15 protein-coding genes and 1 riboswitch are annotated in these 20,641 nt (G+C 73.8%); of the genes, 5 read left to right on the top strand and 10 right to left on the bottom strand.

Annotation, left to right across the window (positions count from 1 at the left end):
• The first annotated feature begins 288 nt into the window (after positions 1–288).
• Positions 289–1,335, top strand: coding sequence for a septation protein SepH (gene sepH, locus FHS37_RS12455; protein ID WP_184820249.1), 1,047 nt, complete (start codon positions 289–291; stop codon positions 1,333–1,335).
• A gap of 68 nt (positions 1,336–1,403) precedes the next feature.
• Here sepH and FHS37_RS12450 read toward each other — a convergent pair whose 3' ends face one another.
• On the bottom strand, positions 1,404–2,255 hold the full coding sequence (locus FHS37_RS12450; RefSeq protein WP_184820247.1) for a sulfurtransferase: 852 nt from the start codon (positions 2,253–2,255) through the stop codon (positions 1,404–1,406).
• A 328-nt stretch (positions 2,256–2,583) separates the two neighbouring features.
• Between FHS37_RS12450 and FHS37_RS12445 the strand changes: the two genes are divergently transcribed.
• On the top strand, positions 2,584–3,381 hold the full coding sequence (locus FHS37_RS12445) for a VOC family protein (protein WP_184820245.1): 798 nt from the start codon (positions 2,584–2,586) through the stop codon (positions 3,379–3,381).
• A 543-nt stretch (positions 3,382–3,924) separates the two neighbouring features.
• Entirely contained in the window at positions 3,925–4,800 is an 876-nt protein-coding gene (locus FHS37_RS12440) for a PhzF family phenazine biosynthesis isomerase (RefSeq protein ID WP_184820243.1), read from the top strand.
• A gap of 142 nt (positions 4,801–4,942) precedes the next feature.
• On the opposite strand, the gene FHS37_RS12435 is transcribed toward FHS37_RS12440, so the two are convergent.
• From FHS37_RS12435 to FHS37_RS12420, 4 genes are all read right to left on the bottom strand, one after another.
• On the bottom strand, positions 4,943–5,593 hold the full coding sequence (locus tag FHS37_RS12435) for a thymidine kinase (protein WP_184820241.1): 651 nt from the start codon (positions 5,591–5,593) through the stop codon (positions 4,943–4,945).
• 74 nt (positions 5,594–5,667) lie between these two features.
• A complete protein-coding gene (locus FHS37_RS12430) occupies positions 5,668–6,906 on the bottom strand; it encodes an alkaline phosphatase family protein (protein WP_184820239.1) in 1,239 nt (412 codons plus the stop codon).
• Positions 6,906–7,502, bottom strand: coding sequence for a DUF5998 family protein (locus FHS37_RS12425; RefSeq protein WP_184820237.1), 597 nt, complete (start codon positions 7,500–7,502; stop codon positions 6,906–6,908). The genes FHS37_RS12430 and FHS37_RS12425 overlap by 1 nt, the downstream gene beginning before the upstream one ends.
• A gap of 102 nt (positions 7,503–7,604) precedes the next feature.
• Complete coding sequence (locus FHS37_RS12420; RefSeq protein WP_184820235.1) at positions 7,605–10,529, bottom strand: bifunctional acetate--CoA ligase family protein/GNAT family N-acetyltransferase; 2,925 nt, start codon at positions 10,527–10,529, stop codon at positions 7,605–7,607.
• Between the two features lie 179 nt (positions 10,530–10,708).
• On the opposite strand from FHS37_RS12420, the gene FHS37_RS12415 reads away from it, so the two are divergent.
• A complete protein-coding gene (locus tag FHS37_RS12415; RefSeq protein ID WP_184820232.1) occupies positions 10,709–10,990 on the top strand; it encodes an HPr family phosphocarrier protein in 282 nt (93 codons plus the stop codon).
• 161 nt (positions 10,991–11,151) lie between these two features.
• Here FHS37_RS12415 and FHS37_RS12410 read toward each other — a convergent pair whose 3' ends face one another.
• From FHS37_RS12410 to FHS37_RS12395, 4 genes are all read right to left on the bottom strand, one after another.
• Complete coding sequence (locus tag FHS37_RS12410; protein WP_184820230.1) at positions 11,152–11,847, bottom strand: GntR family transcriptional regulator; 696 nt, start codon at positions 11,845–11,847, stop codon at positions 11,152–11,154.
• Between the two features lie 185 nt (positions 11,848–12,032).
• Complete coding sequence (locus tag FHS37_RS12405) at positions 12,033–12,797, bottom strand: M23 family metallopeptidase (protein WP_184820228.1); 765 nt, start codon at positions 12,795–12,797, stop codon at positions 12,033–12,035.
• Between the two features lie 12 nt (positions 12,798–12,809).
• Positions 12,810–12,975: riboswitch (cyclic di-AMP (ydaO/yuaA leader) on the bottom strand.
• Positions 12,976–13,175: 200 nt separating this feature from the next.
• Entirely contained in the window at positions 13,176–14,564 is a 1,389-nt protein-coding gene (locus FHS37_RS12400) for a M16 family metallopeptidase (RefSeq protein ID WP_184820226.1), read from the bottom strand.
• A complete protein-coding gene (locus tag FHS37_RS12395) occupies positions 14,561–15,943 on the bottom strand; it encodes a M16 family metallopeptidase (protein ID WP_184820224.1) in 1,383 nt (460 codons plus the stop codon). Before FHS37_RS12395 ends, FHS37_RS12400 begins: the two co-directional genes overlap by 4 nt.
• A gap of 897 nt (positions 15,944–16,840) precedes the next feature.
• Between FHS37_RS12395 and FHS37_RS12390 the strand changes: the two genes are divergently transcribed.
• Entirely contained in the window at positions 16,841–19,297 is a 2,457-nt protein-coding gene (locus FHS37_RS12390) for a DNA gyrase/topoisomerase IV subunit A (protein WP_184820222.1), read from the top strand.
• On the opposite strand, the gene FHS37_RS12385 is transcribed toward FHS37_RS12390, so the two are convergent.
• Entirely contained in the window at positions 19,294–20,373 is a 1,080-nt protein-coding gene (locus tag FHS37_RS12385; protein WP_184820220.1) for a CobW family GTP-binding protein, read from the bottom strand. The genes FHS37_RS12390 and FHS37_RS12385 overlap by 4 nt on opposite strands.
• Positions 20,374–20,641: the final 268 nt, after the last annotated feature.

The following is a 20,641-nucleotide window of genomic DNA, read 5'->3' as shown; positions in this document are numbered from 1 at the left end:
ACGACCGTGGTCCGAATGGAGTACTGTTGCGAGCCCTGGGTCCGGTCTCCCGTCAGGGTGTCCGGGTCCTCGGAGGACCGCCGGGAGGGGGGCTAGTTGCACAGGGTGACGCAGTTGGTCACTTAGCGTTGCGAATAGGTAACCGTGCCATAACGGCGATCCAGGGCCCGTGCCCGACACGCCGGGCAACTCGGCAAGGTTGTGGCAGGCTGCACCCGGGCAGGCCACACTCGACTAGCGGAAGCAGCGACGCACGTGACGTCGGCAGGCACCACCCGGGAGGTCCCCATGCCCGAACTGCGTGTCGTGGCCGTCTCGAATGACGGCACACGGCTGGTGCTGAAGGCTGCGGACAGCACGGAGTACACGCTTCCGATCGACGAACGGCTCCGCGCCGCCGTGCGCGGCGACCGTCCCCGCCTCGGCCAGATCGAGATCGAGGTGGAGAGCCACCTCCGCCCCCGCGACATCCAGGCGCGTATAAGGGCCGGCGCGACCGCGGAAGAGGTCGCGCAGATGGCCGGCATCCCCGTGGACCGCGTACGCCGCTTCGAGGGCCCCGTCCTCGCCGAGCGCGCCTTCATGGCCGAGCGCGCCCGCAAGACCCCGGTCCGTCGGCCCGGTGAGAACTCCGGCCCCCCGCTCGGCGAGGCCGTCCAGGAGCGGCTGCTGCTGCGCGGCGCGGAGAAGGACACCGTCCAGTGGGACTCCTGGCGCCGCGACGACGGCACCTGGGAGGTGCTGCTGGTCTACCGGGTGGCGGGTGAACCGCACTCGGCGAGCTGGACGTACGACCCGCCCCGGCGGCTCGTCCAGGCCGTCGACGACGAGGCGCGCTCGCTGATCGGCGAGTCCGACGACCTCGCCGCGCCCGAGCCCAGCTTCCCGTTCGTCCCGCGCATCGCGCGGCTGCCGCGCGACCGCCCGCTGGACCGTTCCGGCGACCGCGAGCGGCCGACCCTGCCCGCGCAGGCGTCCGAGCCCCCCGAGGAGTCCACGGCCACGGCCTCGGGCGAACGGGACTCGCTGACCAGCCTGTTGGAGGCGGTGCCGAGCTTCCGGGGCGATCTGGTCGTCCCCGAGCGGACGCCCGAGTCCGCCCCCGAGGAGCCCGATCCCGAGCCCGAGGCGGAGGAGCCGCCGGCTCCCGCGGCCTCGGCCGGCTCCGCCTACGCGGACGTGCTCATGCCCCGTTCGGTCGGCAGTCACCGGGACCGTCTCATCGGTGCCACCGACCGTCAGGCCGAGGCGGACGGCGTCCGGCCCGGCCGCCGCGCGGCGGTGCCGAGCTGGGACGAGATCGTGTTCGGGACGCGGCGCAAGAAGCAGGAGTAGCAGGAGCAGGCAGCAGAAGCAGTCGGGGGCGCCCACCGTGCGGTGAGCGCCCCCTTCCTGTCGTCCGGCTACTGCGGGTCCGGTCCCACCGCGACCGGCCGCTCCGGGTCCGACGACCACTCGGACCAGGAACCGACGTACAGCGCCGCCGGGATGCCCGCGACCGCCAGCGCCAGCACCTCGTGGGCCCCCGAGACGCCGGAGCCGCAGTACACGCCGACCGGGGCGTCCCCGGACGCCCCCAGGTCCTCGAAGCGCGCCCGCAGTTCCCCGGCGGGCAGGAAGCGGCCGTCCGGGCCGACGTTCTCCGTCGTGGGCGCCGAGACCGCGCCGGGGATGTGCCCGCCGACCCGGTCGATCGGCTCCACCTCACCGCGGTACCGCTCCCCCGCGCGTGCGTCCAGCAGCACCCCGGAGCGCGCCAGCGCCGCCGCGCCGTCGGCGTCGAGCAGGCCGGTCGCCGACGGGACCGGGGTGAAGTCGCCCTCGGCCGGTGCCGGCTCCGACGTCTCCAACGGCCCCTCCCAGGCCGGCAACCCGCCGTCGAGGACCCGCACGTCCGGGTGACCCGTCCACCGCAGCAGCCACCACGCGCGGGCTGCCCCCCAGCCCAGGCCCCCGTCGTACACGACCACCGGAGTCCGGGACGACACGCCCGCCCGCCGCATCGCGGCGCCGAACTCCGCCAGGTCGGGCAGGGGATGGCGTCCGTGCGCACCCGGCGCGGACGCCAGCTCCCGGTCCAGGTCCACGAAGACGGCGCCGGGGAGGTGCCCCGCCGCGTAGGCGGCCCACCCGTCGAACGGCGGCTCACCGGCCGCCTTGGCCATGCTGAGCTGCCAGCGGACGTCGAGCAGGACGGGAGGGTTCCCGGTCGTCAGTGCGCGCGCGAGCTCGGATGCGGAGATGGTGGCGTTCATGGCCCCATCCTCGCGCACGGGGTGGCCGAGTCGTCCGGGTACGGCTACTCTGCTCGGCCGGACGGCACCGGTCACGACGCGTACGGGACCGGGCACACGCTGCACAACCGATCGACTCCCGTCGGCCAGCGCGCCGAGAGGGACGACGACCCGCGCATCGGGCATCCTCCGGGAACAGGGCCGTCGCACGGGCGCGCGCACGAGGGCACGCGGGCCACGGCCGGTGTCCGGACCGGCACGGGGACGGTCCGCGGAGCGGACGCGACACGGCCCCGCCGGAGTCGAGAAGAGCACGGCCGCCGCGAGGGCGGCCGAGAAGAGAGTGACGATGACCGACGCACGGGGGTCCGCCCGCCCGAACGGCGGGATGCCGCACGCGCCCGGCACACCCTGCTGGGTGAGCCTGATGGTGCACTCGCTGGACGCGACCGAGGAGTTCTACGGAGCGCTGTTCGGCTGGGAGTTCCGGCCCGGTCCCCAGCCGTTCGGCCCCTATGTGCGCGCCCTGCTCGACGGACGCGAGGTGGCCGGCATCGGCCTGCTGCAGCCGGACAGTCACCTGCCGGTCGCGTGGACGCCCTACTTCGCCTCGGCCGACATCGACCGGACGGCCGAGTCCGTGCGGTCGTGCGGCGGCACGATCGGGGTCGGCCCGCTGGACGCCGCCCACGCCGGGCGGCTGGCGATCGGTTCCGACCCGTCGGGTGCCGTCTTCGGCGTCTGGCAGGCGGCCGCGCGCCTCGGCGCCGCCGTCACCGGCGTACCCGGCGCCCCCGCCTGGCACGAGCTGACGACGTTCGAGTCGGCGACCGTCGCCAAGTTCTACGAGACGGTGTTCGGCTACGACGAGGAGCCGGTGGTCTCGGCCGACTTCGACTACGTCACCCTCCGTCTGGGCGGCCGCCCCGTGGCCGGCGTCCACGGCGTGGGCAACGCCGTGCCGCGGGACCGGGGACCGCACTGGACGACGTACTTCACCGTGACCGACGCGGACGACGCGGTGGACCACGTCCTGCACCTGGGCGGCCAGGTCCTCAAACCGGCCCGCGACGAGACCCACGGCCGTGTCGCCACGGTGGCGGACCCGGAGGGGGCGCGGTTCCGCCTGCTGCAGGGCCCGCGCTGACGCGCGGACTCCCCCCGGACCGGGTGACGTTCAGGGACGGTCCGCCGGCGCCCGGGTTCGACACCGTCGGCTCGCCGGGCCCGCTGCGCTCCCCCGGCCCGGAGGACTCGCTCATGGTCCTCCGTCCGCACGCCGTGCCTCCGCCGGCCGACGAGGCCCCGGCCTGGCCGCCCGTCAGGTCCGGCCCTCCTCGTGCGGGAGCCGGCACCGCGTCGGGTGCGTCCGGTCCCACGGGTGGCGTCGAGCCGGCCGGGCAGGACGAGTCGGAGGTCGCGGTCGCTCGCGTGCCTCCCGGCCTCGGCAAGCGGTTCTGCTCGCGCGCCGCCGGGGCGGTGGGCCGTCTCCGGCGCGAGGGTCCGTCGCGGGCGCCGCAGAGCGACCGGTCCGCGCACGTCGGTGTGCCCGTCCAGCAGCGCGGGGGCTGCTTGCACGGTGGACAGGCCGGTCCGGTGTCCGGACACACGTCGCGTGGGGCGTGGACGCCCGTCTCCGTCCCACCCGCGTCCAGGAATAGCCGGGGGCCCGCCTCGGGTTGCCAGGAGCATGACGACGAACGCGCCGCGGCCCGAGGTGCTGCGCTACACCGCCTTCTCCGCCACCCCCGACGGCGGGAACCCCGCCGGCGTCGTGCTGGACGCCACCGGTCTGGACGACGGCGCCATGCTGGCCGTCGCCGCCGAGCTCGGATACTCGGAGTCCGCGTTCCTGACCGCGCCCCCGGAGGGCCTCGGCGGCCGGGAGGGGCGGGCGTACCGCATCCGTTACTTCAGTCCCAAGGCCGAGGTGCCGTTCTGCGGGCACGCCACCGTCGCGGCCGCCGTCGCGCTCGCCGAGCGGATCGGCCCCGGGGAGCTGGTGTTCGCGACGCGCGCCGGAACCGTGCCGGTGGAGGTGGCCGAGGAGGGCGGGACGGTCCGGGCCACGCTCACCAGCGTCGAGCCGCACGTCGAGGGGATCGACGGTGCCGACCTCGCGGAGGCGCTCGCCGCGCTCGACTGGCCGGCCGCCGACCTCGATCCGGCCTTCCCGCCCCGCATCGCGTTCGCCGGCGCCCGCCACCTGGTTCTCGCGGCGGCGACGCGCGCCCGCCTCGCGGACCTCGCGTACGACTTCGCACGCCTCGAAGCCCTGATGCACCGCCTGGACCTGATCACGGTCCAGTTGGTGTGGCGGGAGTCGGCCACCGTCTTCCACGTCCGTGACCCGTTCCCCGTCGGCGGCGTCGTCGAGGACCCGGCGACCGGCGCCGCGGCCGCCGCGTTCGGCGCGTACGCCCGTGAGCTCGGCCTGGTCCCCGAGGACGCCGTCCTCACCCTGTACCAGGGCGAGGACCTGGGCCGCCCCGGCGAGCTCACGGTGACGCTGCGCGCGGGCGACCCGCGCATCCGGGTCGGCGGCGCGGGGGCCCGCATCGGCTGAAGCGCCGTAGTGCGCCGCGTGACGGCTCCCGGGTGCCGGCCGCGTCTCGAGGCGTGGCCGGCGCCCGGCCGCTCAGACGGGCACGGGCTCCGGGCCGGTACCGCGGGGCGTCGGACGGAGCTGCGGCGGGTCGAAGGGAGGGTCAGCCCTGGGTCACGGGCAGGACGTCCGGGGCCAGTGCCGCCGCGCGGGCCGTCGCCGCCGTCATGCGGCGGCGGTGGTGACGACGGCACAGGACCTCGTAGCCGACCTCGTCCGCGGAGTCGGTGACGTCGCCGACGACCACCTGGGCGCCCTCGACGACCATGACCCCGCCGACCGTGCGGGCGTTGTGCGTGGCGCGGGCGCCGCACCAGCACAGGGCCTCGACCTGGAGCACCTCGACCCGGTCGGCCAGCTCCACCAGCCGCTGGGAGCCGGGGAAGAGCTTGGAGCGGAAGTCGGTCGTGATCCCGAAGGCGTAGACGTCGAGCTCCAGGTCGTCCACCACGCGCGCGAGCTGGTCGATCTGCTCCGGCGCCAGGAACTGCGCCTCGTCCGCGATCACGTAGTCCGCGCGCCGGCCCCGGGAGAGGTGGTCGACGAGGTACGCGTACAGGTCCGTGCCGTCCCCGACCTCCACCGCGTCGGTGACCAGGCCGAGGCGGGAGGAGAGCTTGCCCTCGCCGGCCCGGTCGTTGCGGGTGAAGATCATGCCCACCAGGCCGCGTGCCGAGCGGTTGTGCTCGATCTGGAGAGCCAGTGTCGACTTCCCGCAGTCCATCGTTCCGGAGAAGAACACCAGCTCGGGCATGGGGGGTCGGGCACCTTTCGGCCTGGGTTGTCGGGGACGGGACGGCGGGTCGGGGCTGTGGGTCGGGACAGGCCTCAGGAGCGTACTTCGAGCAGCGGGACCAGTTGTTCGGCGGGGGTCATCGAACCGTGGTTGCCGACCATCGCCGACTCGTTCGGCTCCCGCTCGGAGGCGATCAGCAGGACGTCGTCCCGCGCGGCGGCGATCACGTCGCCGATCCGCCGGTACACGCGCTCGTCGACCGCCGGTCCGAACCAGCCCGCCTCGATCGCCTCGTCCCGCGAGGCCACCCAGAACTGCTCGCCGAGCACCTCGCGCCAGCAGGTCAGCACGTCGTTCGCGGCGCCGGGCACGGCGTAGACGTGGCGGGCGCGCCCCTCGCCGCCGAGCAGGGCCACCCCGGCGCTCAGCTCCCAGTCCTCGTCGAAGTCGATGCGGTGCTCCTCGTCGAACGGGACGTCGACCATGCCGTGGTCGGCGGTGACGTAGAGCGCGCTGCGCGGCGGGAGCTGTTCGGCCAGGCGCTGGACCAGGCGGTCGACGTACATGAGCTGGCCGCGCCAGGTGTCGGAGTCGACGCCGAAGCGGTGCCCCGCGCCGTCGACCTCGGCGTAGTACGTGTAGACCAGGGCGCGGTCGGCGGCGGCCAGCTGCTCGGCCGCGGCGTCCATCCGCTCCTCGCCGGACAGCCGCCCGAGGAAGGTGCCTCCGCTGAGCGCGACCTTGGTCAGCGGGGTGTTCTCGAAGGCCGGGGAGGTGACCTGGGCGGCGTGCACGCCCGCCCGGTGGGCCAGCTGGAAGACGGTGGGGTAGGGCTGCCACGGGCCGGGCGGGGCCCAGGGCTGCCAGCGCAGCTGGTTCATCAGCTCGCCGGTGTCCGGGTTGCGCACGGTGTAGCCGGGCAGGCCGTGCGCGCCGGGCGGCAGGCCGGTGCCGACGGAGGCCAGGGAGGTGGCGGTCGTCGCCGGGTAGCCGGCGGTGAGCGGACGTCCGGTGCCGCCGCGCGAGGCGGCCAGCAGGGACGTCATGAAGGGGGCCTCCTCCGGGTGCGCCTTCAGCTGTTCCCAGCCCAGCCCGTCGATCAGGAACACGCAGTTCCGGTCGGCGGGGGTCAGCTCGGGGATCGCGGCGGTCGTCCCGGGGACGCCCATCCCCGCGGCGAGCGTGGGCAGCAGGTCGGCGAGCGAACCGGTGCCGTACTCGGGCCGGGGTGCGGTGTCCAGGGGGAGGGGCTGCGGGTGGAGGTCCCAGGCGGCGGTGTGCGAGGGGGGCGCGGGCTGCGCGGCGGACGCGGGCTGGGTGGGCTGGGCCATCAGCGCGTCTGGTCCGCGGTCGCCTCGGAGAGCGCCTGCGCGAAGGCGAGCGCCTGGCGCACCGTCTCCGGTCCGTCACCCGCCTCGCTGACGCGCAGGCTCAGGTCGTCCGCCGTCGAGTTGCCGGTGTATCCGTGGTCGGCCTCGCAGTTGGGATCGCCGCAGGCGGCCGGTTCGAGGTCGATGCGGGAGACGGCGCCCCAGCCGATGGTGAGCACGATCTCGCGGGGCAGTGTGCCCGGCGTGTACGACTCCGGGTTGGCGACCACGCGGCTGACCACGATCGACGAGATCCGGCCGAGCTTGACCGACTCCGTGGAGGTGGTGGCGTACGGCGTCGGGGAGGTGTTGTCCGCGGCCTGCTCGTCGGTGTGGCTGACGATGAAGCGGTGGTCGGTGAGGACGAGCACGGTCACGTGCCGCCGCACCTCGTTCTGGTCGAACGTCGTCTCCTGGTGGACCAGGTACGACCGGATGGGCTCGCCGCCCACGGCGGCCTCCACCGCCTCGGCCACGAGGGCCGGGTAGTAGCCGCTGCGCTCGATCGCCGCCCGCAGCCCCTGGGTCGTCGTACTGGTCTTGGCCATGCCGTCCATCCTACGGGGGACCGCTGACTGCGAGGCACCGCTCGGCGCACTCCACGTGCGCGGGGCCGCCCCCGGCCCGCTCCCCCGGCTTTCCGGGCTCTCCGCGCGCCCTCAGTACGCCACCGGGAGGGTCCGCGGGCCGAGGTCGTCGCGGGCGGGGGGCGGGGCCAGGCGCACGGAGGCGCCGAGGACGCTCACGCCGTGCGGGGCGACGACGACCGGCTCGAGGGTGACCGCCACGACCTCCGGGTGGTCGTCGACCAACCGCGACACCCTCAGCATCAGCTCCTCCAGCGCGGGGGTGTCGACCGGGGCCGAGCCGCGCCAACCGAACAGGAGCGGAGCCGTCCGGATCGATCGCACCAACGAGGTCGCCTCCCGGTCGGTGACCGGGATCAGCCGGTGCGCCATGTCCCCGAGCAGCTGCGAGGGGGGCCCGGCGAGACCGAAGGAGAGCACGGCTCCGGCGGCGGGGTCGATGACCGCCCGTACGACGGTGTCGACGCCGCGCGGTGCCATCCGCTGCACCACGGGGCGCAGCTCCTGCGGCGCGCCGAACAGCTCGGTCAACTCGGCGTACGCCCTGCGCAGTTGTTCCTCGTCCGCGAGGTCCAGGCGTACGCCGCCCAGGTCGGCGCGGTGCCTGAGGTGCGGCGCGGTCGCCTTGAGGGCCACGGGGTGGCCGAGGGTGCGCGCGGCCTCGGCCGCGGCGTCGGGGGTGGGGGCGGGCAGGGACCGGTGGACGTGGATGCCGTACGTGCCCAGCAGGTCGCAGGTCTCCTCGCCGCCGAGGGTGAGGCCCTGTCCGCGCGAGAGCAGCCCGTCGATGAGCGCGGCGGCGCCCCTCTCGTCGATGTCCTCGTACTCGGGCACCTTGCCGGGGTCGGCGGCGTCCCGCCGCCACTGCGCGTACGCGACGGCCTGGGCGAGGGCACGGACCGCGCGTTCGGCGGCGGGGTAGGCGGGGATCAGATGGGCGCCTTCGGGCGGCGCGGCGGGGGCGGGCGGGTCGCCCGCGGTGGACGGCGCGGGGTGCGGGTCGGCCGCGGCCGCCGGGGACGTGGTGACCGGCGGCCGGGGTGGCGCTGTCGAGGGTGCCTGCTGCGTCGAGGGCACCTGCTGTGTCGGGGGCGCCTGCTGCGGGGCGGTCGCCGCGGGCGGCTGCGGTGCCGTGCTCGCGGCGGCCGAGAGTGCCTCCGCGAGGCCGCCGAGTTCCACGTGGACCACCAGGACCGGCTTGGACGGCGTCGCGGCGGCGGCCGAGCGCAGGGCCTCGGCCAGCGCCGCGTCGGCGACCGACCCCTCCCCCACCGCCGGGATCGCGGTCACGACCACCGCGTCGCAGGTGTCGTCGGCCAGTGCACGGGAGAGCGCGGCGTGGAAGTCCGCCGCCGAGGCGGCGGTGGTGAGGTCCAGCGGGGGGTGCGGACGCAGTCCCTCGGCGAGGCAGGCGTCGTAGGTGAGCAGGCCCAGGGACTCGGAGTTGCCGAGGATCGCCACCCGGGGCCCGGCCGGCAGGGGCTGGCGGGCGAGCAGCAGGCCCGCGTCGACCAGTTCGGTGATGGTGTCCACCCGGATCACCCCGGCCTGCCGCAGCAGCGCGGACACCGTCGCGTGCGGCAGCCGGGTCGCCCGTACGGCGTGTCCCCGGGGCCCGGCCCCGTGGCGTGCGCCCTGGACCACGACCAGCGGCTTCGCCGCAGCGGTCCGGCGGGCGAGGCGGGTGAACTTGCGGGGGTTGCCGATGGACTCCAGGTACATGAGGGCGACGTCGGTGTCGGGGTCCTCGTACCAGTACTGCAGGACGTCGTTGCCGGAGACGTCGGCCCGGTTGCCGGACGAGACGAAGGTGGACACGCCCGTGACGCCGGTGACCCCTCCGCCGCGTCGGTGCAGGCGCGACAGCAGGGCGACGCCGATGGCGCCGGACTGGGCGAACAGCCCGATCCGGCCCGGCCTGGGCGTCTCGGGGGCGAGCGAGGCGTTCAGCCGCACCTCGGGGGACGTGTTGATGACGCCGAAGGCGTTCGGGCCGATGATCCGCATGCCGTACGTGCGCGCCTGCCGGACGAGGGCGCGCTGGCGCTCGCGGCCGTCGGGGCCGGACTCGGCGTAGCCGGCCGAGACGACGACCAGGCCCTGCACGCCGTGCTCGCCGCACTCGGTGACGACCTCGGGGACGCGCTCGGCGGGCACCGCGACCACCGCCAGGTCGACGGGTCCGTCGACGTCCCGCACCGAGCGGAAGGCGGGCACCCCGTCGAGCTCCTTCCACCCTTCCGGGAGGGCCCTGTTCACGGCGTACAGGCGGCCGGTGAACCCGGCGTCCCGGATGTTGCCGAGGATACTGCGCCCCACGCCGCCGGGGGTGCGGCCGGCGCCGACGACGGCGACCGAGCCGGGGGCGAGCAGCCGCTGCACCGAGCGCGCCTCGGCGCGCTGTTCGCGCGCGTACTGCACGGCCAGGGAACGGTCGGTGGGCTCGAGGTCCAGCTCCAGGCGGACGACGCCGTCCTCGAAGCTGCGCTTCTGGGTGTACCCGGCGTCGGTGAACACCTTGATCATTTTGGTGTTGGCGGGCAGCACCTCGGCGGCGAACCGGCGGATGCCGCGCTCCCGGGCGACGGCGCCGACGTGCTCGAGCAGGGCGGAGGCGACGCCCCGGCCCTGGTGGGCGTCCTGCACGAGGAAGGCGACCTCGGCCTCGTCGGCCGGTGCGGAGGCGGGTGTCCCGTCGGCGCCGATCCGGTCGTAGCGTACGGTGGCGATGAACTCGCCGCCCACCGTGGCCGCGAGTCCCACCCGGTCCACGAAGTCGTGGTGCGTGAAGCGGTGGACGTCCTTCGCGGACAGGCGCGGGTAGGGCGCGAAGAAGCGGTAGTACTTCGACTCGTCCGACACCTGCTCGTAGAAGCTGACCAGGCGCTCGGCGTCGTCGACGGTGATGGGGCGGATGCGCGCGGTGCCGCCGTCGCGCAGCACCACGTCGGCCTCCCAGTGGGCGGGGTACTCGTGCCGGTCCGACGAGGTCTGCATGGGCCCCAGAGTACGGCTCGCGTACGACAACGACGCGAGGCAGTCTGTGGAGGGCGACGAGCCGGACCGAGGCCGCGGTCCGGAACCCGCCCGGGAGCGGGAGCGGGTGCCGCTCCCGGCATGCTTCACGATATGGGAAACTGGTCTAGACAACCCTGAAGACTGAAGGGCAGCAACACATGGCTGAGCGCCGCGTCAACGTCGGCTGGGCCGAGGGTCTCCACGCCCGTCCCGCCTCCATCTTCGTCCGAGCCGCCACGGCCGCAGGCGTCCCGGTGACGATCGCCAAGGCCGGGGGCGACCCCGTCAACGCGGCCTCCATGCTGGCCGTCCTGGGCCTGGGCGCCCAGGGCGGCGAGGAGATCGTCCTCACGTCCGACGCGGAGGGCGCGGACGCCGCCCTGGACCGTCTGGCGAAGCTGGTCTCCGAGGGCCTCGAGGAACTCCCCGAGACCGTCTGAGAACCCTTTCGATCGATTGCGGCGCCCACCGCCCCACAGGCGCCGGAACGCATCACCGAAAGGCCCGTCCGGACCACCGGGCGGGCCTTTCTCTTTCCTTTTCCAGGGCAGCGGAAAACAATCCCCCCGAATGAGACGTGTCTTTGTATACGGCTCTCGTGTTAATTCCGGAGACTCGGCGTGTTTACGGGACGTTGCGAGTTCCTCACACGCTCCGGACGGTCCGTGCCGGGGATGAGGCGCAGGCGGTGCGCGGCGCTCGCGCGCTCCGCGTGCAGCGCGGTGGCCGCCCGCGCGCGCTCACCGTCGCCGCGCGCCACCGCGTCCACGATCGCGCCGTGCTCCGCCCAGCACTCCACCGGGTCGAAGGGCCCCTCGACGGCGTACATCCAGGCGATCTTGTGCCGCAACTGGGTCAGCGTCGACGTCAGCGCCTGGCTGCCGGAGGCCTGGGCGAGCGTCTCGTGGAACCAGCCGCCCAGGGCCCGCAGGTCGTCGCCGTTGCCCTGGCGGGCGCGCTCCTGACCCAGCCGGACCAGACCGCGCAACACCTTCAAGTGGGCCTCGGTGCGGCGCCGGGCCGCGCGGGAGGCGCCGAGCGGCTCGAGGAGCAGACGCATCTCCAGCAGGTCGGCGGCCTCCTGCTCGGTGGGTTCCGCGACGCACGCGCCCGCGTGCCGCCGGGTCACCACGAACCCCTCCGCCTCCAGCGTGCGCAGGGCCTCCCGGACGGGGACGCGGGAGACGCCGTAACGGCGGGCGAGCAGTTCCTCGGTGAGCCGGCTGCCGCGCTCGTGGACCCCCGCGACGATGTCGTCCCGGATCGCCGTGCACACCGAGTGCGCGGGAATACGCATGACCGACCTCCGGCTTAATCCCCGTGAAACGCCGTCGGGCGGCGCCTGTTTCCGTGACTCTATTGCAATCGGCTCGAATTTCCGACGGCGGACCGGAATCCATACGTATTTTTGGACAAGCGGCCCCGGAAACACCGATGCCCCGGCTCGGAGACCGGGGCATCGGGAAGGAAGGCGGACGCGCGTCAGAGGTTCACGCCGTGTGCGCGGAGATAGGCGACGGGATCCAGGTCGGAGCCGTACTCGGCGGTGGTCCGGGCCTCGAAGTGCAGGTGCGCGCCCGTGACGTTGCCGGTGGCTCCGGACAGGCCGATCCGCTGCCCCGGCGTGACCTGCTGGCCCACCGAGACGCCGATGGACGACAGGTGGCCGTACTGGGTGTACGTGCCGTCGTGCATCTTGATGACGACCTGGTTGCCGTACGCGCCGCCCCAGCCGGCCTCCACGACGGTGCCCATGCCGACCGCCTGGACGGGGGTGCCGCTCGCGGCGTGGAAGTCGACGCCCGTGTGGCTGCCGGAGGACCAGACGGCGCCGCCGCTCTTGTAGCCGGTCGAGACGTAGGAGCCGGGGATCGGGGAGACGAAGGTGTTGAGACGCTTGCGCTCGGCCTCCCGCGCGGCGCGCTCCTTCTCCGCCCGGGCCTCCTCGGCCGCCTTCTCGCGCGCGGCTTCCTCGGCCGCCTTCCGCGCGGCGGCCTGGGCGGCCTCGCGCGCGGCCTCGTGCTGGGCGGCCGCCTGGGCGTCGATCCGGTCGGCGACCACGTCGCCCATGGTGACGACGGGAGTGAGGCCGGTCTGCGCGGCGGCGGGTCCGGCGGCGACCGCGGGGGCCGTGAGGGAGCCGACGACGCCGGTGCCGGCGAGGGCCGCGACGCCCGCCGCACGGGCGGTGCCGCGCTCGATCCGGCGGGGACGGCGGTGCTTCCCGGTGGCGCGGGTGAACGCCATGTACAGGCTGGTCCTTTCCTTCCCTCTCGCCTACCGGGTTAGCTGACGGGTTCGGAGCAGGAAGGTCTCCTACGGGCCCCCTCGCGACACGCGCGGGCGCCCGATTCACCCCAGGGACTGCATGCGGGTCCCCGGCTCCCCTGGCTCGCGCCGTACGGGGACTCGGCGATGGCTGTCCGGTGCCGCGGACGCGGCGCACTGCCCGACGAACAGCCCGGAAGACGCTAAGCGGAGGATCTTCCCGATCCCAAACGGAACCCGGGTTTTGTAGCGCATCCCACAGGGCAGACAGGCAACCTCCACCCCAATTCGGGCATGCGCGGGGCCCTGGTGACACATGAGTCACCAGGGCCCCGCGCACGTGTCCCCCGCGGCCGCCTACTCGGCCGCCACCACGGCGACTTCGCCGATCCCGAGGGCCTCAACGGGCGCCTTGATCCGCGCCGCGTCACCGACGAGGACGGTCACCAGGCGGTCCACCGGGAAGGCGTTGACGACCGCGGCGGTCGCCTCCACGGTGCCGGTCGCGGCGAGCTGCCGGTACAGCTCGGCCTGGTAGTCGTCGGGCAGGTGCTGCTCGACCTGGTCGGCCAGGGTGCTCGCGACGGCCGCGGCGGTCTCGTACTTGAGCGGCGCCACGCCCACCAGGTTCTGCACGGCGACGTCCCGCTCGGCGTCGGTGAGCCCCTCCGCGGCGAGCGTGCGCAGCACCGTCCACAGGTCCTCGAGGGCGGGTCCGGTGTTCGGGGTGTCGACGGAGCCGCTGATGGCCAGCATCGCCGCGCCCGTGCCGTCCGGGGCGGACCTGAGGACCTGCCCGAACGCCCGGACGCCGTAGGTGTAGCCCTTCTCCTCGCGCAGGACGCGGTCCAGGCGGGAGGTGAGGGTGCCGCCGAGGCAGTACGTGCCGAGCACCTGCGCGGGCCACACGCGGTCGTGCCGGTCCGGGCCGACGCGGCCGATCAGCAACTGCGTCTGGACGGCACCCGGACGGTCCACGATCACGACCCGGCCGGTGTCGTCGGCGACCACCGGCGGAACGGGCCGGGGCTGGGCCGTGGAGCCCGTCCAGGAGCCGAGCGTGTCGCCGAGCAGCGCGTCCAGGTCGACGCCGGTGAGGTCGCCGACGACCACCGCGGTCGCCGTCGCGGGACGGACGTGCTTCTCGTAGAAGGCGCGCACCGCTGCGGAGTCGATGCCGGCGACCGTCTCCTCGGTGCCCTGGCGCGGGCGCGACATGCGCGAACTCGCCGGGAACAGCTCCTTGGAGAGCTCCTTGGCGGCCCGGCGGGAAGGGTTGGCCAGTTCGTGCGGGATCTCGTCGAGGCGGTTGCGGACCAGCCGCTCGACCTCGCTGTCGGCGAACGCGGGCGCCCTCAGGGCGTCGGCGATCAGCCCGAGCCCCTTGGCGAGCCGCGAGGCCGGGACCTCGAGGCTCAGCCGGACGCCGGGGTGGTCGGCGTGCGCGTCCAGCGTGGCACCGCAGCGCTCCAGTTCGGCGGCGAACTCCTCGGCGGAGTGCTTGTCGGTGCCCTCGGAGAAGGCCCGCGCCATGATCGTGGCGACACCGTCGAGCCCGGTCGGCTCGGCGTCCAGGGGAGCGTCGAGGAGCACCTCGACGGCGACGACCTGCTGACCGGGGCGGTGGCAGCGCAGCACGGTCAGGCCGTTGTCGAGCGTGCCGCGCTCGGGGGCCGGGAAGGCCCAGGGCCTGGCCTCGCCCGCCTGCGGCTGGGGGTGGAAGTCCATCGTGGCGAGCTCGGTCACTTCGCCGCCTCCTCGTTCTCGTCGGTGCCGGCGACTGCGGCGGCTTCCTCTGCGTCCTGCGCGTCCTGTGCCGCGGGGGCGACGGGCTCGTAGACGAGCACCGCGCGGTTGTCGGGGCGCAGGCGGGCCTTGGCGACCTCCTGCACCTCCTCCGCCGTCACCTCCAGGACGCGCTGGACGGCGGTCAGGGCGAGCTGCGGGTCGCCGAACAGGACGGCGTACCGGCACAGTTCGTCGGCGCGGCCCGCGACCGTGCCGAGGCGGTCCAGCCACTCGCGCTCCAGCTGGGCCTGGGCGCGCTCCATCTCCTCGGCCGTGGGGCCCTCCTCGGCGAACCGGGCGAGCTCCTCGTCGACGGCGGCCTCGATCACCGGCACCTCCACGTCACCGGACGTCTTCACGTCCAGCCACCCGAGGGAGGGCGCCCCGGCCAGCCGCAGCAGGCCGAACCCGGCCGCCACGGCCGTACGGTCCCGCCGTACCAGCCGGTTGTACAGCCGCGAGGACTCGCCGCCGCCGAGGACGGTGAGCGCCAGGTCCGCCGCGTCGCACGCGCGCGTGCCGTCCTGCGGCAGCCGGTAGGCGGCCATCAGCGCCCGCGCGGGGACCTCCTCCTCGACGACCTCGCGCAGCTGCTCGCCGATGATGTCGGGCAGCGAGCCGTCGCGGGGCGCGGGCTTGCCGTCGTGGGACGGGATGGAGCCGAAGTACTTCTCGATCCAGACGAGCGTCTGCTCCGGGTCGATGTCGCCGACGACGGAGAGCACGGCGTTGTTCGGCGCGTAGTAGGTGCGGAAGAACTGACGGGCGTCCTCCAGGGTGGCCGCGTCCAGGTCCGCCATCGAGCCGATGGGCGTGTGGTGGTACGGGTGGCCCTCCGGGTAGGCGAGCGCGGTCAGCCGCTCGAAGGCCGTGCCGTAGGGCACGTTGTCGTAGCGCTGGCGGCGCTCGTTCTTGACCACGTCCCGCTGGTTCTCCATGGACTCGTCGTCCAGGGCGGCCAGCAGGGAGCCCATGCGGTCGGCCTCCAGCCAGAGGGCGAGCTCCAGCTGGTGGGCGGGCATGGTCTCGAAGTAGTTGGTGCGCTCGAAGCTGGTGGTGCCGTTGAGCGAGCCGCCGGCGCCCTGCACGAGCTCGAAGTGACCGTTGCCCTTCACCTGGGCGGAACCCTGGAACATGAGGTGCTCGAAGAGGTGAGCCAGACCGGTACGCCCCTTGACTTCGTGGCGCGAACCGACGTCGTACCAGAGGCACACCGCGGCGACCGGGGTCAGGTGGTCCTCGGAGAGCACCACGCGCAGGCCGTTGGCCAGGCGGTGCTCGGTCGCTGTCAGGCCGCCGGAGCCTGCCTGGGCTGTGGCCGTGTGACCCATGGGCATGTACGTCCCTTCGATCGCGGAGGCGGTCGTCGAAACCGCCGTTTCTGCCGGTCCTGCCACTGTATGCAAGCGTGCGGACCGCCCGTGAAGTTCCCGGGCGGGGCCGACTACGCCGAGAGCGAGAAGCCGCGGGGGGTGATGACACCGGTGTGAGCAGGGAGACGGACGGGACAGCCGTGACACCGGTCCGCGGACCCGGCACGCGCCTCGCAGGGCGGCGGGCCGTGCGAGGCGGACCGGCGCACGGCCGAGCTGCGGGGCCCGGCCCCGGCGTGCGGCGATCCCACGAGACCGCCCCGGACACGGCGGGCCCGAGGGCCCGGCCCCGGAAGGTGCGGATCTGCCCGGGACCCGCCCACGCGTGGCGGAACCCACGGGCACGACTCCCCCGCGCGGCGGCGCCTCCAGGCCCCTGCCCCGACACACGGCGAACCCGCGAGGACACGCCCCGCACCCGGCGGAACCACGAGACCGCACGTGGCGGAGCCCGCAGGCACGGCACCGCGCGCGGTGGCACCGCAGAACCCTTGCCGCGGCGCACGGCGAACTCGCGAGGACCTGCTTCCCCCCGCACGGCAGAGCCATGAGGAGCGCCCCACCGCGGCGGAACCCGTGGGGCACGGGCCCGGTCCGTCGGTGGCCCGCCGCCCGGTGCCGCCGTCGCCGTCGGAACGCGCCGGCGGCGGGGCCGGCGTCCACCGGGCGGCCCGGCCCCGCCGCCGACCGGCCGGGCCCCGCTCGCGGCGTCCGCGGCACGTGCGCGTACCCTGCTCGCGCCGCCACTCCCCGCCCCGCGCCGGACGGCCGGAGCCGGGTCCTGGTCCCGCTTGTCAGTGCGACGGTCCACAATGGTCCGCGTCAGATCCCGTCACACGCTTCAGCAAGGAGCCGGCAGCGATGGCCCGCCGCAGCACGAAGACCCCGCCGCCCGACGACTCGTACGAGGAGAAGATCCTCGACATCGACGTCGTCGACGAGATGCAGGGCTCCTTCCTCGAGTACGCGTACTCGGTCATCTACTCCCGCGCCCTGCCGGACGCGCGCGACGGCCTCAAGCCGGTGCACCGCCGCATCGTCTACCAGATGAACGAGATGGGGCTGCGGCCCGAGCGCGGCTACGTGAAGTGCGCCCGCGTCGTCGGCGAGGTCATGGGCAAGCTGCACCCCCACGGCGACGCCTCGATCTACGACGCCCTGGTGCGCATGGCCCAGCCGTTCTCGATGCGCGTGCCCCTGGTCGACGGCCACGGCAACTTCGGCTCGCTGGGCAACGACGACCCGCCCGCCGCCATGCGGTACACCGAGTGCCGGATGGCCGAGGCCACGAGCCTGATGACCGAGTCCATCGACGAGGACACGGTCGACTTCGCGCCCAACTACGACGGCCAGGAGCGGGAACCGGTCGCGCTGCCCGCCGCGTTCCCGAACCTCCTGGTGAACGGTGCGTCGGGCATCGCCGTGGGCATGGCCACCAACATGCCGCCGCACAACCTGCGCGAGGTCATCGCGGCCGCGCGCCACCTGATCAGGTATCCGAACGCCGACCTCGACGCCCTGATGAAGCACGTCCCGGGCCCCGACCTGCCCACCGGCGGCCGGATCGTCGGCCTGTCCGGCGTCCGGGACGCGTACCGGACGGGCCGCGGCACGTTCAAGATCCGCGCGACGGTCACCGTGGAGAACGTGACGCCGCGCCGCAAGGGCCTGGTCGTCACCGAGCTGCCCTTCACGGTCGGCCCGGAGAAGGTGATCGCCAAGATCAAGGACCTGGTCGGGTCGAAGAAGCTCCAGGGCATCGCCGACGTCAAGGACCTCACCGACCGCGAGCACGGTCTGCGGCTGGTCATCGAGATCAAGAACGGCTTCGTGCCGGAGGCGATCCTGGAGCAGCTGTACAAGCTGACGCCGATGGAGGAGTCCTTCGGCATCAACAACGTGGCGCTGGTGGACGGCCAGCCGCTCACCCTGGGCCTCAAGGAGCTGCTGGAGGTCTACCTCGACCACCGCTTCGACGTCGTACGCCGGCGCTCGGAGTTCCGCCGCGGCAAGAAGCGGGACCGTCTGCACCTGGTCGAGGGTCTGCTCACGGCCCTGGTGGACATCGACGAGGTCATCCGCCTCATCCGCTCCAGCGAGAACTCCGCGCAGGCCAAGCAGCGTCTGATGGAGCACTTCTCCCTCAGCGACGTCCAGACCCAGTACATCCTGGACACGCCCCTGCGCCGGCTGACCAAGTACGACCGCGTCGAGCTGGAGACGGAGCGGGACCGGCTGAACGCGGAGATCGAGGAGCTCACCCGCATCCTGGAGTCGGACGCCGAGCTGCGGAAGCTGGTCTCCGGCGAACTGGCCACGGTGGCCAAGAAGTTCGGCAACGACCGCCGTACGCTCCTGCTGGAGTCGGCCGCCACCCCGGCCGCCACCGTGCCGCTGCAGGTGGCGGACGACCCGTGCCGCGTGCTGCTGTCCTCCACGGGACTGCTGGCCCGTACGGTGAACGACGAGCCGTTCGCGCAGGACGGCGCCGCCAAGCGGGTCAAGCACGACGTGATCGTCTCGGCGGTACCGGCCACGGCCCGCGGTGAGGTGGGCGTGGTCACCTCGGCCGGCCGCCTGCTCCGGCTGAACGTCGTCGACCTCCCCCAGCTCCCGGAGGCGATGCCGACGCCGAACCTCTCGGGCGGGGCGCCCCTGGCCGAGTTCGTCTCCCTGGAGGACGACGAGCAGGTCGTGTGCCTGACGACGCTCGACGAGTCGTCGCCGGGTCTGGCACTCGGCACCGAACAGGGCGTCGTCAAGCGCGTGGTGCCCGACTACCCCTCCAACAAGGAGGAGCTGGAGGTCATCACGCTCAAGGAGGGCGACCGGATCGTCGGCGCGATCGAGCTGCGTACGGGTGAGGAGGACCTGGTCTTCATCACCGACGACGCGCAGTTGCTGCGCTACCCGGCCGGGCAGGTCCGTCCGCAGGGCCGGCCCGCCGGCGGCATGGCGGGCGTCAAGCTCGCGGAGGGCGCGAAGGTCATCGCCTTCACGGCGGTCGATCCGGCGGCGGACGCGATGGTGTTCACGGTCGCGGGCTCGCGCGGCACGCTGGACGACTCCGTCCAGACGACGGCGAAGCTGACCCCGTTCGACCAGTTCCCGCGCAAGGGCCGGGCCACCGGCGGCGTGCGCTGCCAGCGGTTCCTGAAGGGCGAGGACTGCCTGGCCCTGGCCTGGGCGGGCCCGGCCCCGGCCCGTGCCGCCCAGAAGAACGGCACGCCGGTGAGCCTCCCGGAGCCCGACCCGCGCCGTGACGGCTCGGGCGTGTCGCTGCCGAAGACGGTGTCGGTGGTGGCGGGGCCGGTCTAAGCCGCAGGGTCCCCTGGACCCACCGGGTCCACGGGGTCCTCGGGCTCCCGCACATAGCGCAGGACGCCCCACATGCCGTGCTCGTCGGCGTGTGGGGCGCCGTCGCTCCCGCACGCCTCCAGCTCCTTGCGGAGCGCGGCGGTGTCGATGCCCGCCCCGATGAGGACGAGCTGCGTGAGCCGCTCCTGGCCGGTTCCCCAGGGCTCGGGACAGAACCGCAGGAACCGCCCCACGGCATGGACGGCGTACCGGTTGCGGGTGTCGTGCGGCCCGAAGTCGACGTACCCCTTGATCCGGTAGAGCCCCTCGGGCCGGCTGTCCAGGAAACGGATCAACCGCCGTGGGTCCAGCGGCTGCGCGGAGACGAAGGAGAGGCTGTCGTACGCGGCGTGCAGGTGCCCGGCGTGCTCCTCCTCCCCGCGGTCGTGGCGGTGCAGATCGTCGAACGACAGCTGCCCGATGCGCTCCTCGCTCGGCCTGCAGTCGAAGAGGAACTCGGGGTCGACACGGCCGTGCGTGGCCGGCAGCACGGCCGCGCGGTCGACGAGTGACCGGACCAGACCCAGTACGCGCGAGGTGTCCGTGACCCGGTCCAGCTTGTTCACGACGACGAGGTCGGCGAGGCCGAGGTGCCGGTCGATCTCCGGGTGCCTGGCCCGGGTGTCGTCGAACTCGGCGGCGTCCACGACCTCGACGAGTCCGCCGTACACGATGTCGGGATGCTCGCTGGCGAGCACCATCCGCACGAGTTCCTGCGGTTCGGCGAGGCCGCTGGCCTCGATCACGATGACGTCGATCCCGGCGGAGGGCCGGGCGAGCCGCTCCAGGTACACGTCCAGCTCACCGGCGTCGACGGCGCAGCACAGACATCCGTTCCCGAGCGAGACCGTCGAGTCCCCGAGCGCGCCGGCCACGGCCATGGCGTCGATCTCGATGGCGCCGAAGTCGTTGACGACGGCACCGATGCGGCTTCCACCGCTGTGGTGGAGGAGGTGGTTGAGCAGGGTGGTCTTCCCGGAGCCGAGAAACCCGGCCAGGACGACCACCGGAATCCGCCGACCACTGCTCCGCTCCACCGCACGACCCCTTTTCACACCCACGCGTACACCGGCTCGCGCCCCGGCATCCGGGCGAGAACCGACTGACACCCCAGGATACGAACGACGAGAACGACCCCGAAGTGAACGATTGTTAGCAGGGTGTGCGGGGCAGACGTCGGAGAAGGCGCCGGTTCGTGCGACCCTCGCTTCCCTCCGTGCGCCTCCTCTCCGCCTTCCCGCCGACCAGAGCCGCTCGGCACCCTGGAAGGCGGCAAGCGCCGCCCACCGCTCGCCGGTCCGCTCC

Source organism: Streptomyces griseomycini (assembly GCF_014203535.1).
GTDB lineage: Bacteria > Actinomycetota > Actinomycetes > Streptomycetales > Streptomycetaceae > Streptomyces > Streptomyces griseomycini.
Note: the sequence above shows the minus strand (reverse complement) of the source record. Positions and strands in the feature narration are given on the sequence as shown.

What these genes read in the sequence shown, in the direction of transcription:
- sepH (WP_184820249.1), top strand. Translation starts at nt 289, where the DNA reads ATGCCCGAACTGCGTGTCGTGGCCGTCTCGAATGACGGCACACGGCTG.
- FHS37_RS12450 (WP_184820247.1), bottom strand. Translation starts at nt 2,255, where the DNA reads ATGAACGCCACCATCTCCGCATCCGAGCTCGCGCGCGCACTGACGACC.
- FHS37_RS12445 (WP_184820245.1), top strand. Translation starts at nt 2,584, where the DNA reads ATGACCGACGCACGGGGGTCCGCCCGCCCGAACGGCGGGATGCCGCAC.
- FHS37_RS12440 (WP_184820243.1), top strand. Translation starts at nt 3,925, where the DNA reads ATGACGACGAACGCGCCGCGGCCCGAGGTGCTGCGCTACACCGCCTTC.
- FHS37_RS12435 (WP_184820241.1), bottom strand. Translation starts at nt 5,593, where the DNA reads ATGCCCGAGCTGGTGTTCTTCTCCGGAACGATGGACTGCGGGAAGTCG.
- FHS37_RS12430 (WP_184820239.1), bottom strand. Translation starts at nt 6,906, where the DNA reads ATGGCCCAGCCCACCCAGCCCGCGTCCGCCGCGCAGCCCGCGCCCCCC.
- FHS37_RS12425 (WP_184820237.1), bottom strand. Translation starts at nt 7,502, where the DNA reads ATGGACGGCATGGCCAAGACCAGTACGACGACCCAGGGGCTGCGGGCG.
- FHS37_RS12420 (WP_184820235.1), bottom strand. Translation starts at nt 10,529, where the DNA reads ATGCAGACCTCGTCGGACCGGCACGAGTACCCCGCCCACTGGGAGGCC.
- FHS37_RS12415 (WP_184820232.1), top strand. Translation starts at nt 10,709, where the DNA reads ATGGCTGAGCGCCGCGTCAACGTCGGCTGGGCCGAGGGTCTCCACGCC.
- FHS37_RS12410 (WP_184820230.1), bottom strand. Translation starts at nt 11,847, where the DNA reads ATGCGTATTCCCGCGCACTCGGTGTGCACGGCGATCCGGGACGACATC.
- FHS37_RS12405 (WP_184820228.1), bottom strand. Translation starts at nt 12,797, where the DNA reads ATGGCGTTCACCCGCGCCACCGGGAAGCACCGCCGTCCCCGCCGGATC.
- FHS37_RS12395 (WP_184820224.1), bottom strand. Translation starts at nt 15,943, where the DNA reads ATGCCCATGGGTCACACGGCCACAGCCCAGGCAGGCTCCGGCGGCCTG.
- FHS37_RS12390 (WP_184820222.1), top strand. Translation starts at nt 16,841, where the DNA reads ATGGCCCGCCGCAGCACGAAGACCCCGCCGCCCGACGACTCGTACGAG.